Genomic DNA, 14,067 nt, shown 5'->3' with positions numbered 1-14,067 from the left:
GGTGTCTGACGAGCTTGCGAGGAGTTCCGCCGGTCAGTGATAGAAAAAGTTAGACGACCGACAGAAGCGACCGGGTCGCCAATTCCGATCACCGAAGACGAATTACTAACGAAATAAACCCAGGTCTGATTGGGCGAGAACCGGATGAGTATATGCTAAGAGATGAGACATTTCCAGTGAATTATCTCATCTCTCAGCTTAATTTATCCCAGCATCGGTTTAACGATGCCGAACAACAGGCAGGCAATAATAAAAGTAACCAGAATATTAAAAGTCTGTGCAGTAAGAAAAGACCACATGACATTGCGGTTTTCACGGGAGACAATATCTTTTATCTGGGTTTCCAGTCCTACACAGACAAATGCCAAACTGAAAAAAACAGTACTGAACATTTTAGCGATTCCCGGTTCGATGAGTTTCCCTTTTTCATTTACCAGGAAAAGGTCATTTGCCTGAAAGATACTGAATACGAGTGAAGCTGCAACAAAACCGATAATAAACTTCGGGAATTTTTCCCAGACAATCCCCAGAGAAGGAGAATTACTACCTTTCTCTCCCCGGGTAGAAAGGTATAAGGCTATAAAAAAAGCTACAAAACCGATTAAAACATTCTGGGCTCCTTTGATAATAACAGCATGCTGGTTCGATAATTCGCTGACGATAGCACTGGAAGCGGCAACACCACTTGTCGTATCGATGGTTCCGCCGATCCAGGCACCGGCCACTTCCTGTATTACCTGAGGGTCGTCGAATAGGACAGGAAGGAGCAGATGGGCCAGCCAGGGCATCATATAGATCATAGGAACGACAATGATTAACACCAAAGAAACAATATAAGATAATTTTTTGTCATCGCCTCCTGCAACACGTGCAGCTGTAATACAAGCAGAAACTCCGCAAATAGAGACCCCACTGGACAGGATCATGGCAGAACGCTGGTCAACTCCCAACCGCCGGGAGATAAAATAGGCGAAAAACCATACGATACTCACAACCAGGACAGCCTGTACAAGACCTACTGCACCGGATTTCATGACATCACTGAAAAGAATAGTCGCTCCTAAACAAACCACCCCGATTTTAATGAAAAACTCACTTTGAATAGCAGGTTTCATCCAGGCAGGTACGCGAAAAACATTGCGAATAATCAAACCGAAGATAACAGAGAAAAAGACAGATTCGAATCCATAATAGCTTACTTGAGGCAGGGCTGCCGTAATCTGTGCCAATAAAGAGACAGAAAATACAGCGATCAGGGAAAGGAATAAACCTTTTAAGGGTCTGCCGAGTAAAAGCCAGCCGATATAAAGTATGACTAATACAATAACGAAAAGAAATATTGCATTTCCCCAGGATTCCGTATCGGCCAGATGTTTGGGAATACGGGGAAGATAATTGGGAGTAATGATGGCAAAAGCCAGTAAAAGAATACTGACAGCCACAACCACCCAATCTTCTGTCTTAAATTGTTCAAACCATTTTTTCATATATATTTTAATTAAATTTTAAAATTTTGGAATGCGAAGAAAGTTATTTTTTGCGATAATACTTTACGTCTAAATGCTTAATTTTAAGAAAAGTCTTATAGAAGGAGTAAGGTCAGACAAAGATGTCCATCTTTGGGGACGAACAAGTAGCTAAATAGTTGTATCATAAATTGGGAGAATGTTACTTAATAGATACCTCCGTTCCGGATCATTTCGGTAAAAGCGGCATCGATAAAAGGTAATTTAAATTCTTCCCGATTCAGAAAAATCCGTTCATCTTCGACATCTATTTCTATCTGGTCACCGCTCCGGTATTTCTCCACTAAGGCAGGTGCAACAATAATCCATAATCCATTATTGGCAGCCATTCTAAAAAAACGGCGATCCACCGATTTCACGATAATCGCTTTGATACCGGCCTCCCTTAAACCGACAACTGCATGTTGTAATAACTTTCCACAGCCGAAATTTTCTCCTCCGAGCATCAAATCGCCCACCTGGACGTTTTTTGCAAAAGAGGCATCCAAACCTGCCAACAAATAAGGTTGTATCGCTTTAAAATTATCCGGTGCAATCCGGTAAGTGCATGCTTCATCGAACAATTGTTCACAGGCGATGCTGTTCAAATCCCCATAATTCCAAACCCGATTATGATAACGACGCTCGAACTCATTCACAGTTACCCACACTTTAGGCATTTCCCAATAAGGATATTTTGCATCGGTCCGTTCAACTTCTACTGTCAAAACTCCGGTCAAAGCAGTCATCGCCACAGTCGCCGGGGACGCTACGTATTTCTCTACACCGATAGCCGACAGCCTTCGCATCGAATTGCTGTTTACTGTAGTAATAAAACGACGGGTATCCGCCATTATCATATGGCTGCTACCCAAGCAAGGACCACAACTGGACCCTAATATAGAGGCTCCTGACTTCACTAACCGATCGATAATCCCCTCCTGAATGGCCTGCAAATAAATCTCCCGGGAAGCCGGGACAATAGAAAGCTGGAACCCCGAAGCAATCTTTTTCCCATCCAAAATCCGGGCAACCACTCTTAAATCTTCCAACCGCCCACTGGCACAAGCTCCGATCAATCCCTGCTGAATTTCCAGCCTACCCCATTCTCCAGGTGCTTTTATCTCGTTTATTTCTCCGACTTCCATCACCAACGGGATCACCTGCGCCAAATCGACCTCGAATTCCTTGTAATACATAGCATCCCGATCCGCCCAAACACCCTGTACGGCATAATCACCGAAATAATCCGCCAACTTATCGTCGGGCGGGAAAGCTGCGCTCTTCAACCCCATCTCAGCAGTAACATTAGCCAGGGTCATCCGGTCGGCGATAGACAAGGCAGGCACCCCCTCTCCATGAAACTCCAACGATTTATAGGCGACATTCTCTTCCCGGAGCATCCCCATTATCCACAAAGCCAAATCCTTGGCATATACTCCCTCCGGCAAACGATTTTTCAAACTAATCTTAATCGTTTCAGGTACCCTGAACCACATTTCGCCTTCTTTCCAAAGTACCGCCGTTTCCGTCTTATTCAACCCCACAGCCATACAATTGAAAGCGCCTGCCGTACAGGTATGGCTGTCGTTTCCTACAATCAATCCTCCCGGTTTCAGCTGCCCGGCCAATATTTCATGACAGATCCCTTTGTCACAATCGAAGAAATGCTCTACTTTCTGTTCGTCCATAAAACGATGGATCGAATTATAATCCCGGATCAATTCATCGGTTGTCCCGGTCATTTTACGATCCAGTACAACCAGCAACTTTCCGGCATCTTTCAGCTTTTCCCCACCCATTTCTTCAAAAATTTTCCGGATACGGGCAGAATTATCATGACTCATCACGATATCCGGCCGCCGTATAACTATACTTCCGGCAGGCGCATTAAGTATTTTTTCGACAAAGGTTCTCATAGCTTATTCAATTCAGTTTATAAAACTAGCCATTAAACTTTATAAACTAAAATTCATTGTCCTGATAAATTTATTCTTTTATCATTTTATCTGTAAAAAGGATGCCGTTCAAATGATCGATTTCATGCTGAAAGATCACAGCCGTAAATCCCCGGATAGTATCGCATACCGGTTCCCACGTATTCCGATACTCCACCTTCACCTCGAATTTAAAAGTTGAATCCGTTTTTTCACGACTCAACATCCGTTTAATCGAGGTCAGTTCAGGGATATAACGAACCACGATTTCATTCGAACGCCATACCTCGCCAACGACATCCGGAACAGACAGACACCCCTCTTTTCCCAAAGACTGCTCTTCAGAAGCCGCCACAATACCCGGGTTGATGTAAAACTCAAAAGGAGCTCCCGGTTTATCGTACCGCTGTACAGCGATCAATCGCCGGCTTATTCCCACCTGGGGAGCAGCAATACCGACACCCGGGTCCGCCGAATCGTTTACTGTCGCCAGCATCCGTTGCTTCAATACCTGAAAAAGTTCCGTCCGGATCTCCCCGGGAGTCAATTCTATGGCCTGCTGACGTAAAAATAAAGAATCTTCCCGGTTATCGGTCTTCCATACCCGCATTATCCCCCCGCCTTCCTTTATCACCTTCACCTCCTGAGGGGTAAAGCCCGTACTGCATCCCCCCCAAACAAACAACCCGACGATTCCTAACCAATATTTCAGCATGTTAGCGATTATTTCAGTTTATATCCAATTCTACCGTATAAGTTTGACCCGGTTTGAAATCTGCATTGTAAATCAACAGAAAATTCTCATCTACAGCAGCTTTCCAATCCTGACCGGCAGACAGACGCGGATTATTCAGACGCTGAGGAAAGAAATAACTGAATGGCAGATCGAGTACATGTTCTTGTTTGAACCGGTCTCCTTTCATTCTCTCCAAACTGAAATTTTCCTTGGTTTGTATCGTCACAGTACACTTGTTCCCCTGTACAGAAGTATTCACTGTATAATCGTTCTCTTCGGCTATTTCCTGTAACCGCACATTCCATTTAGGATCTCCGTAATAAGCCAAAACATCCCGGTCATGCACAAAACCGATCTGATCATGTGTAGGTTCTACTCCGATCGTCTCCTGAATTAAACGGGGAGCTTCCTGGAATTCCTCTTCCGTATAAGGATAGGCCAAAGTAACTAATTTAGGATCCCATTCATTCAGTTGATACATTAAATCCTGCTGATTCATATATATAGCCTCTGCCAGGGAATAACGTCCCGGATTGGTCAGCCAATACTTCAATCCTCCCCAACCGTTACGACCATGCCAGGTAGTCACGACATATCCGATCATCGTCGCCGCATTACCACTGTTCATCCAGGCGATCGCCATACTCTCTTTGGTATTATTGACATTACCGATCAGGCAATTCCCAACGGCAAAATATACTTTTCTTTTTCCGCTTTCCTTCATATTTTGCGGATCATTCGGAAAATCCATATACAACTGTCCGTCTTTCGCTTTGATATTTCCCAAAGAAAAAGGCATCTCCAGATTTCGCTCGGTAGCATGTGCAGCTGTCACGACCAAATCAGGATTATAAGTAGCATATAAATTATAGAAAGTCTGCATTTCATCCACCGGATTTACCCTCGGCATCATTACCGTATCGAACCCGCCTTTCCGGTTACGACTTAACATCTTCGTCGGTACCTGAGGTAACTGATAGGTCACTACCGTATCCTGTGCAGATTTTTTTTCTCCCCACATTCCCTGCGTATGATCGTCCACCCAACCATACCGATCGAACCATTTGGCCGAATGTAACTCCCAAATCGAAGCGACAGCATCCTTGATAATCAAAGGTTCCGTTGAATTATTTACCATTTTCATCGCCCCGGCAGCATCATATCCGGTGATAATTCCCCATAAAAAATCAGCGTAGATATCGTTATCTACTTTCCGGCTCAACCGATGCATTTCCATTACATAATCCCTCCCCAGAGTCTCCGGTTTTTCTACAATAGCCACATATCTGGGATGTATCTGTTGTAATTGGGGCAATAATTCCGCCGGATCTTCCCGATAGGACAACAAAGCCGCCCGATGCTTATTCTGTAAGGCCTCCGCCACTTTCATCCAAGCCGTATCCTCAGCAACACCCTTACCGGCAATAACTACATATTCATTCTCTTTCGGAGCACACTGCCACATCAGCACACTCAACAAACACCCAAAAAAATAAGTTCTCACTTTCATATTAATACTTTAATTTGCACGAATAGTTTTATTTTTTCAAATATACAACATTATTAGAATATCCACGAAAAAATAAACCAATTTCCTACTTCCCCCTTTTTAACTATACTCCTCCCCATAACCTCTGCCCCCCTTATAACTCTTACAACTCTTATAACTCTTTTAACTTTTACAACTCTTCCAACTCTTCCAACTCTTATAAAAAAGGGCTACAGGAGATCTCCCATAACCCTTTTATTTTATAAGATTACCTAAAAACGTTACTCCCGGTACATCTTATCCAATTGTTCTTTGATATTTTCGTTGACGATATAATCGTCAAAATCCATTCGTTTGTCGATAATCCCATTCGGAGTCAGTTCGATCACCCGGTTACAAACCGTTTGGATAAACTCATGGTCATGCGAATTCATCAAAACCACTCCCTTGAAGGATACCAAAGTATTGTTAAAAGCCTGTATCGATTCCAAATCGAGATGATTAGCCGGAGAATCGAGCAGCAGTACATTCGCATTATTCAACATCATCCGGGCGATCATACAACGCATTTTCTCTCCTCCCGACAACACTTTCACATTCTTGTATATGTCTTCCCCGGAAAACAGCATCTTCCCCAGGAAACCACGCAGGAAAGTCTCGCTCGTATCGGCAGAATATTGCCCTAACCAATCGATCAGACGCATTTCGGTATCGAAAAATGCCGAATTATCCAAAGGCAGATAAGCGGTCGTTATAGTCACACCCCACGTATAGTCACCGCTATCCGGTTTTTCATTACCGGCAATAATTTCCAACAAAGCGGTCATGGCACGCGGATCCCGGGACAGGAAAACGATCTTATCGTCTTTCTCTACCGCAAACTCAACCTCTTTGAACAGGCATTTTCCATCTATACTCTTGCTCAGATTCCGGACTTCCAGAATCTTGTTGCCCACTTCCCGTTCCGGAGTAAAAATAATACCGGGATATTTCCGTGTAGAAGGCATAATCTCTTCGATATTGAGCTTTTCCAGCATCTTTTTACGACTCGTAGTTTGTTTGGACTTGGCCACGTTCGCACTAAACCGGGAAATAAATTCCTGCAATTCTTTCCGCTTTTCTTCTGCCTTTTTATTCTTAGCCTGAGCCTGACGTAAAGCCAACTGACTGGACTCATACCAGAAACTATAGTTCCCGGCAAAAAGAGTAATCTTACCGTAATCGATATCTACCGAATGGGTACATACAGAATCCAAAAAGTGACGGTCATGTGAAACCACCAACACCGTATTTTCATAATTCGCCAGATAATTTTCCAGCCACATGACAGTCTCGAGGTCCAGATCATTGGTCGGTTCGTCCAAAAGCAGGTTATCCGGTTTTCCGAACAAGGCTTGTGCCAGCAATACCCTCACTTTTTGCTTACCACTTAAATCCTTCATTAAAGAATAATGCAAATCTTCGGATATTCCCAATCCACTTAACAGATTGGCTGCATCGCTCTCGGCATTCCAACCGTCCATTCCTGCAAATTGTTCTTCCAACTCAGCAGCCCGGATACCGTCTTCATCCGAAAAATCTTCCTTCAGATAGATCGCATTTTTTTCCTGCATCACCTCCCACAGCTTCATATGTCCCTGTAACACGGTGTCCAATACCGTACACTCATCGTAAGCAAAGTGATCCTGTTTCAAGACAGACAAACGCTCTCCCGGTCCGAACATCACAGTCCCCCGGGTCGGCTCTAAATCTCCGCTCAAAATTCTCAAAAAAGTCGATTTCCCGGCTCCGTTCGCCCCGATCACACCGTAACAATTCCCCGGCGTAAACTTCAAATTAACGTCCTGAAACAACGTCCGCTTTCCAAACTGAATCTCTAAATCTGAAACTGTAATCATGTTTATATCTTATTTTTACTGATAATCAATGTTTTCCCCATCCCCACCAAACGTCCGCAAAGATAGATTTTTATTTCTTTGTTTACAAACGGAACCAGAGTTTAATCAGACCTCCCCGATTAAATTCAAACGCTCCAACACTTCATTTTTATGGGATTTACTGATCGGTATCCGGCAATTGCCGATAAACAACATATTACCGATAAACGAATCCACGCTATTTATATTGACGATATAAGAACGATGTACCCGAACAAAATCCTGAACCGGTAAATAGGAAGTAATCTCCGTGAGATTGAACGACAACAACAATTCCCGGGCATTATCCATAAACAGCTTGCAATAGCTTCCCTCCGCCTTGATCCAACGGATGAATTTAAAATCGATACGCCGGAAATAAGCCCCTTCTTTTTTTAAGAAATTCCATTAAAAAAGCCGATCCGGCACCTGAAAAGAAAGAAGAAATCATGCTGAACCTGAACCTGCTTTTCGAACTGGCAACCAGCAAATGTGATCACTTCAAGACGCAGATTGCAGACAATATCCGCACAGCCGGGACTATCGAAAACCCTACCATTCCGATTACCCATATCATTGCCGACACCTCGGAAATGAGGGCCTATTGTAAAGACGATTCCACCAAAATCGTCGGAGAAGCGACTAATGCAATAAAAAGCTTCGTCACCGGAGGTAGTGAAAACGTAATCTCCGGAGTCGGAGCACTGATCGGAGCCGGTATCAATATGCTGATGGGATCGGGTGAAGGAGTACAAGCCGAACATTCGGACTACTTCATCATGGTCGATGGTCTGGCACTGGTACGTATAGATGTCAAATCCTGGATCCGCAAGGTTACTGTAGTAGGTATCACTCAAAAAATAGAATCCGTATTGGCATTTACCGCCGTTAAATCCAGTGTCGATGTAGACAAAATTTCCTTCAACACATTCATGGAAGCCTATAAATACCAACTGCAACGCGACGCAGCACACGCACTGAACGAAAACGACCTGATGAAAGAAATCAAACGCGCCAAAGAAGTATACAACCTGCTAAAAACCGATTCTGCCGAATCTACGCTGGTCTTTGACACCTTGAAATTACCGGGTCAAAATATTCACCCGGCTTTTATTCACTAAAAAAATTCCCGGTCGTTCGGGCCGGGAAATCGTTTTTTATTTCATCTTCGACTTATTTGTACATCATCTCGTAGTATTTCTGATAATCTCCACTCGTCACATTATCCAACCACTCCTGATTTTCCAAATACCATTTCACAGTCTTTTCAATACCTTCTTCAAATTGTAGCGAAGGTTCCCAGCCCAATTCATTTTTCAATTTTGTTGAATCGATAGCATAGCGCAGATCGTGCCCGGCCCGGTCTGTTACATAAGTGATCAAATGATCGGAAGCCCCTTCGGGACGCCCCAGCAAACGGTCCGTTACCTTGATCAGTACTTTGATCAGATCGATATTCTTCCATTCGTTAAAACCGCCGATATTATAGGTATCCCCGACTTTCCCTTTATGAAAAATCAAATCGATAGCCCGTGCATGATCTTCGACAAACAACCAATCCCGGACATTTTCTCCTTTTCCATACACCGGGAGCGGCTTATTATGACGAATATTATTAATAAACAAAGGAATCAATTTTTCGGGAAACTGATAAGAACCGTAGTTATTCGAACAATTCGAGATCTTTACCGGCAAACCGTAAGTATCGTGATAAGCCCGGACAAAATGATCCGACGAAGCTTTAGAAGCCGAATAAGGAGAATGCGGATCGTACTTGGTCTTTTCGGTAAACAGTTCCTTACCGGGTTGCAAAGCACCGTACACCTCGTCGGTCGAAACATGGTAAAACAACTTATCGTCAAAATGGCCCTCCCAGGCTAATTTAGCAGCCTGCAACATACTCAACGTTCCCATCACATTGGTCTGAGCGAAAGAAAACGGATCTTTGATCGAACGATCTACATGACTTTCGGCAGCCAAATGAATAACGCCATCGACCTGATACTTTTCAAAAATAGCCTGTATGGCCGGAAAATCACAAATATCGGCTTTCTCGAACACATAATTCGGTTTCTTTTCAATATCTTTCAGATTAGCCAGATTCCCGGCATAAGTCAACTTATCCAGATTTATAATCCGATATGCCGGATATTTATTTACCATCAACCGTACTAAATGTGAACCGATAAAACCGGCACCTCCGGTAATTAAAATATTTTTCATAACTTTATATTTTTTCCTTTCTCTGTTCCCCACTTATTTCCCCCATCATCCTCCTCAGCGCCTCTTGCCACTCCGGCACTTCGACTCCAAAGGTATGCTTTATTTTAGTTTTATCCAATACCGAATAAGCAGGCCGATGTGTTTTAGTCGGATATTCGGCTGTAGTCACCGGATTTACCCGGCAGTTCAAACCGCTCAGCCGTACGATTTCAACTGCGAAATCATACCACGAACAGACTCCGGCATTACTGTAATGATAAATCCCTTCATGTTCTACCCGATCATCGTTAGCCATAATTTTGACAATCGCTTTGGCCAAATCTTCTGCATAAGTAGGAGTACCGATCTGATCGTTTACCACATTGATCTCCGGCCGCTCTTCTGCCAGGCGCAAAATGGTTTTCACAAAATTATGACCGAAGGCGGAGTAAAGCCAGGCGGTACGAATAATAATATAAAAACAACCGGAACGGATGATCGCCTCTTCTCCGGCCAATTTGGTCTTACCGTACACACTGACCGGACAAGTCTTTATTTTCTCTGTATAAGGTGTCGTTGCTGTACCGTCGAATACATAATCCGTAGAGATATGAATCAGCAGACAATCTTCCTTTTGTGCCGCCTTTGCCAAATTTGCTACGGCTTGGGTATTGATTTCAGCAGCTGGCCCGGGTTCGTCTTCAGCCCGGTCTACAGCCGTATAAGCCGCACAGTTGATAATCGTATCCACTTCATGTACCTGGATAAACTTTTCGATCGCCGTATAATCGGTAATATCCAATTCGGCAACATCTGTAAAAAACACTTCATCCAAAGGGGAAAAACCGATCTTTCTCAACTCCGAACCCAATTGTCCGTTAGCCCCTGTAATCAATATATTCGCCATAAATTATAAATTAAATGTACATTTCCCAGTACCAGCGGCTACAACAGAGACTCACACTCCCGCAACCACTGAAACCTTTACAACTATTAAAAGTCCCCCAATTTCTCCATTCTCCGTTCCCCCAACCTACCCCTCAAAAACAAACGCCTCACTCAATCTCTTATGCATTCTGTCCTTTGCCGAGAGAATCATTTCTGCTTCAGGAATTTTCCAATCGATCCCCAGCGCCGGATCATCGAACTGAATCCCACTCTCATACTGCGGAGCATAATAATTGTCACATTTATATTGAAAAACCGCCTGTGGACTCAACACAGCGAACCCATGTGCAAATCCTTTAGGAATAAAAAACTGTCGTTTATTTTCACCAGACAAGACTACGGCCACATGTTTTCCAAAAGTAGCCGAATTTTTCCGTAGATCCACGACAACATCCAGTACTTCGCCTTCCACCACACGGACTAATTTCGCTTGAGTGTAAGGAGGCAACTGGTAGTGTAAACCTCTTACCACCCCATACGACGATTTAGACTCATTATCCTGGACGAATGTAACCTCAGCCACTTGCTCATTAAATTCACGCTGGGAAAAACTCTCGAAAAAATAGCCACGCTCGTCACCGAAAACCCGGGGTTCCAGGATAACGACATCCGATATATTTGTTTTAATCACCTTCATAGCCACTATTTTAATTCTTGCTAACAGCATTTATCGAAGTAACTTCAATAAATATTGCCCATACTGATTTTTTGCCATCGGAACAGCCAAATCCCTCAATTTTCGGGCATCGATCCATCCTTTTTTATAGGCAATTTCTTCGGGACAAGCAATTTTCAAGCCCTGTCTTTTTTCGATCACTTCTACAAAGGTCGAAGCTTCGGATAAAGAATCGTGGGTACCGGTATCCAGCCACGCAAAACCTCGTCCCAACAACTGTACTTTCAATTCCTCGTCTCGCAAAAAGGTCTGATTGACGGTCGTAATTTCCAGTTCCCCTCTGGCCGAAGGTTTTATTCCGGAAGCCACCCCGACTACTTTATTCGGATAAAAATACAATCCGACTACGGCATAATTCGATTTCGGCTGCACAGGCTTTTCCTCTATACTCAATACATTTCCCTTCTCATCGAATTCCGCCACCCCATATCGTTGCGGATCATTGACGTAATAACCGAAAACCGTGGCTTTCTTCTCCTCCTCGGCATTTCTCACCGCTTCCTGCAACATATGTGAAAAGCTCTGTCCATAAAAAATATTATCTCCCAAAACCAGACAAACCGAATCACTGCCGATAAATTCGCGGCCGATAATAAAAGCCTGAGCCAACCCATCCGGACTCGGTTGTTCCGCATAAGTAAACTTCACTCCATAATCCTCTCCTTCTCCCAAAAGACGACGAAAACCGGGCAAGTCCTGAGGAGTTGAAATCACCAATATCTCTCTTATCCCGGCCAGCATCAAAACAGACAACGGATAATAAATCATGGGCTTATCATAAATGGGCAACAACTGTTTAGAAACCCCCTTGGTAACAGGATACAAACGTGTTCCGGACCCTCCGGCTAATATTATACCTTTCATGATCTCGTTTTTTATAAATAAAAACTAAAAAACCCGGAATCATCTCCGGGCGAATACCGATTCTCTGCAATCGTTTATTTCGCAGCTTTCTGAGCTAACTTTCTCTTTGCCAACCGGTCGACAATATAGAACATAACAGCGAACAGAACGATATCTCCGCCGACCAATATTTCATTTCTCCAGTCTCTTCCGATATATGCGAATGCCATAAATAACAGGTTCAAACCTAAAATAGTAAAGGTAGCTTTTTTATGCACACCGTTATATATGGTCAATAATTTATGATGCAAATGCCGTTTATCGGGCGCAAAAGGAGATTTTCCTCTCATCCAGCGGGAAGCGAACAACCGCAACGTATCTATCACCGGAATAGCCAATACGCTGAACACCACTCCGGGCGCTGCTTCTACCGCACAAATACCTTTCAGATTGATATCCGTTTCACAAAATCTAATCGCCATCACTCCAAGCAAAAATCCAACCATCAAAGCACCGGAATCCCCCATAAACATCTTGGAACGCTTTCCGAACAAATTAATCAAAAAGAAAGGGATAAGGGCAGCAGTCAACACCCCGCACATCAAAGCATACTCGATATGGTCACAATAATAAAACCAAATACCGAAAAAAATACAATCGATCATGGCCATTCCCGAACACAAACCATCGATTCCATCGATCAGATTGATCGCATTGATTAATCCGACCAAACCCACAAAAGTCAATGGGATACCCACCCACGGGCTGATCTCGTAGAAGCTGAGAAAACCATGCAGATTAGTCAGATAAAACCCTCCTCCCACAATCAGTACCAAAACCCCCAACATCTCTCCTTTAACTTTTTTACGAGGAGATATCTCCAGCAAATCGTCATAAATACCCACCAGAAAAATTAAAATAGCCCCCAATAAAACATACTGAAATTCCGGCCGGCTATCGAATCTGACAAACAGTAAAAATGAACACAAAAAAGCTAAAAAAACAACAATTCCCCCAATATTCGGAACACACCCGGTATGTGAAGAACGTTTATTCGGTTTATCCACAAAATTCTTCAGTATGGCCATCTTGAACACCGGCACACGAATATTCCAGCCGATCAACAAAGCCAATACCATCGATAGCACCAATCTCCAATTATCTGACAATAAACTTAGCATCTCTCTATTTTACAACTAATATACAATATCCAATCAATCTTTGCAAAAATACATACTTTTATAAAACTACCGCGTTTTTATTCTAAAAAAAATTATAAATCTGCCACATCCCCAACAGCTCACTGAATAGCGATATAAAATACAAATATTAATTTTCATAAATTCTATATTTATGTATGATTTGATTTAAAAATCCAGCGAATAATCTATAAAAAAATGGAGTTTCATCCCAAGTCATGAAACTCCACTCAATTTAGCTCTTAAATAAATGTTACATCTTCTGATCCAGGTTTTTCCCTTTCTCCATATGTTCAAAATTGGGGATAAATGCTTTCATCGTTCCGACAATATCTTCTTTTTCTGTTTTCTGGTCGTTCAATACCGCCTGCAATCTTTCCAGGAAAGTATCCAGTTCTTCCATCCGGCGGGCCTTCAGGTCTTCAATCACTCCCAACGATCCGAAGCGTTCCGGATTAATTTTTTCCCCCTTCACGTAAAATTCCTCAAACCCTTTTTCTCCTGTCGTATCCGAGGCGAAATAATACACCGGATATACTTTACTATCCACCGGCATCTCCGCGGCAAACCGCCGGGCTTCCTCCTCCGAGGCACACTGCTTCACCTCATATCCCAG

The 14,067-nt window shown here is 43.1% G+C and carries 12 protein-coding genes and 1 pseudogene; 1 reads left to right on the top strand and 12 read right to left on the bottom strand.

The window, feature by feature from the left end; translation table 11 throughout:
- Positions 1 to 203: 203 nt before the first annotated feature.
- The 6 genes from AC5RDS_RS03925 to AC5RDS_RS03900 form a co-directional block, all read right to left on the bottom strand.
- Positions 204 to 1,487, bottom strand: coding sequence for a YeiH family protein (locus AC5RDS_RS03925; RefSeq protein WP_013611217.1), 1,284 nt, complete (start codon positions 1,485 to 1,487; stop codon positions 204 to 206).
- A gap of 185 nt (positions 1,488 to 1,672) precedes the next feature.
- Positions 1,673 to 3,424 carry an aconitase family protein gene (locus AC5RDS_RS03920; protein WP_013611218.1) on the bottom strand — a complete coding sequence of 584 codons (1,752 nt, stop codon included), beginning with the start codon at positions 3,422 to 3,424 and terminating at the stop codon, positions 1,673 to 1,675.
- A 70-nt stretch (positions 3,425 to 3,494) separates the two neighbouring features.
- A complete protein-coding gene (locus AC5RDS_RS03915) occupies positions 3,495 to 4,157 on the bottom strand; it encodes a peptide deformylase (protein ID WP_118104951.1) in 663 nt (220 codons plus the stop codon).
- Positions 4,158 to 4,170: 13 nt separating this feature from the next.
- A complete protein-coding gene (locus tag AC5RDS_RS03910; protein ID WP_013611220.1) occupies positions 4,171 to 5,688 on the bottom strand; it encodes a hypothetical protein in 1,518 nt (505 codons plus the stop codon).
- A gap of 260 nt (positions 5,689 to 5,948) precedes the next feature.
- On the bottom strand, positions 5,949 to 7,565 hold the full coding sequence (locus tag AC5RDS_RS03905; protein ID WP_013611221.1) for an ABC-F family ATP-binding cassette domain-containing protein: 1,617 nt from the start codon (positions 7,563 to 7,565) through the stop codon (positions 5,949 to 5,951).
- A 105-nt stretch (positions 7,566 to 7,670) separates the two neighbouring features.
- Positions 7,671 to 7,952, bottom strand: coding sequence for a LytR/AlgR family response regulator transcription factor (locus AC5RDS_RS03900; protein ID WP_087384333.1), 282 nt, complete (start codon positions 7,950 to 7,952; stop codon positions 7,671 to 7,673).
- A gap of 80 nt (positions 7,953 to 8,032) precedes the next feature.
- Between AC5RDS_RS03900 and AC5RDS_RS03895 the strand changes: the two genes are divergently transcribed.
- A complete protein-coding gene (locus AC5RDS_RS03895) occupies positions 8,033 to 8,704 on the top strand; it encodes a hypothetical protein (protein WP_118944791.1) in 672 nt (223 codons plus the stop codon).
- A gap of 52 nt (positions 8,705 to 8,756) precedes the next feature.
- Here the strand turns inward: AC5RDS_RS03895 and rfbB are convergent, their stop codons facing one another.
- From rfbB to AC5RDS_RS03865, 6 genes and pseudogenes are all read right to left on the bottom strand, one after another.
- The gene (rfbB, locus tag AC5RDS_RS03890) at positions 8,757 to 9,806 is read right to left on the bottom strand and encodes a dTDP-glucose 4,6-dehydratase (RefSeq protein ID WP_046451301.1); all 1,050 of its coding nucleotides are present in this window, start codon (positions 9,804 to 9,806) and stop codon (positions 8,757 to 8,759) included.
- A gap of 4 nt (positions 9,807 to 9,810) precedes the next feature.
- Positions 9,811 to 10,692, bottom strand: a complete 882-nt coding sequence (gene rfbD / locus AC5RDS_RS03885; RefSeq protein WP_022160207.1) for a dTDP-4-dehydrorhamnose reductase — start codon at positions 10,690 to 10,692, stop codon at positions 9,811 to 9,813.
- A 126-nt stretch (positions 10,693 to 10,818) separates the two neighbouring features.
- A complete protein-coding gene (gene rfbC, locus AC5RDS_RS03880) occupies positions 10,819 to 11,370 on the bottom strand; it encodes a dTDP-4-dehydrorhamnose 3,5-epimerase (RefSeq protein WP_195329190.1) in 552 nt (183 codons plus the stop codon).
- A gap of 30 nt (positions 11,371 to 11,400) precedes the next feature.
- Entirely contained in the window at positions 11,401 to 12,273 is an 873-nt protein-coding gene (rfbA, locus tag AC5RDS_RS03875) for a glucose-1-phosphate thymidylyltransferase RfbA (protein ID WP_046451303.1), read from the bottom strand.
- Positions 12,274 to 12,347: 74 nt separating this feature from the next.
- Positions 12,348 to 13,433: an MraY family glycosyltransferase gene (locus AC5RDS_RS03870; protein WP_195446465.1), complete on the bottom strand. Its 1,086-nt coding sequence runs from the start codon at positions 13,431 to 13,433 to the stop codon at positions 12,348 to 12,350.
- A 271-nt stretch (positions 13,434 to 13,704) separates the two neighbouring features.
- A pseudogene (locus tag AC5RDS_RS03865) lies at positions 13,705 to 14,067 on the bottom strand (nucleoside-diphosphate sugar epimerase); the annotation flags it as partial.

This window comes from Odoribacter sp. (assembly GCF_985060555.1).
This window is presented reverse-complemented; position numbering and strand designations above follow the sequence as displayed.

Coding starts and splice junctions, on each gene's coding strand:
- rfbC (WP_195329190.1), bottom strand. CDS start 11,370: ATGAAGGTGATTAAAACAAATATATCGGATGTCGTTATCCTGGAACCC.
- AC5RDS_RS03905 (WP_013611221.1), bottom strand. CDS start 7,565: ATGATTACAGTTTCAGATTTAGAGATTCAGTTTGGAAAGCGGACGTTG.
- rfbA (WP_046451303.1), bottom strand. CDS start 12,273: ATGAAAGGTATAATATTAGCCGGAGGGTCCGGAACACGTTTGTATCCT.
- AC5RDS_RS03910 (WP_013611220.1), bottom strand. CDS start 5,688: ATGAAAGTGAGAACTTATTTTTTTGGGTGTTTGTTGAGTGTGCTGATG.
- rfbB (WP_046451301.1), bottom strand. CDS start 9,806: ATGAAAAATATTTTAATTACCGGAGGTGCCGGTTTTATCGGTTCACAT.
- AC5RDS_RS03870 (WP_195446465.1), bottom strand. CDS start 13,433: ATGCTAAGTTTATTGTCAGATAATTGGAGATTGGTGCTATCGATGGTA.
- rfbD (WP_022160207.1), bottom strand. CDS start 10,692: ATGGCGAATATATTGATTACAGGGGCTAACGGACAATTGGGTTCGGAG.
- AC5RDS_RS03920 (WP_013611218.1), bottom strand. CDS start 3,424: ATGAGAACCTTTGTCGAAAAAATACTTAATGCGCCTGCCGGAAGTATA.
- AC5RDS_RS03895 (WP_118944791.1), top strand. CDS start 8,033: ATGCTGAACCTGAACCTGCTTTTCGAACTGGCAACCAGCAAATGTGAT.
- AC5RDS_RS03915 (WP_118104951.1), bottom strand. CDS start 4,157: ATGCTGAAATATTGGTTAGGAATCGTCGGGTTGTTTGTTTGGGGGGGA.
- AC5RDS_RS03925 (WP_013611217.1), bottom strand. CDS start 1,487: ATGAAAAAATGGTTTGAACAATTTAAGACAGAAGATTGGGTGGTTGTG.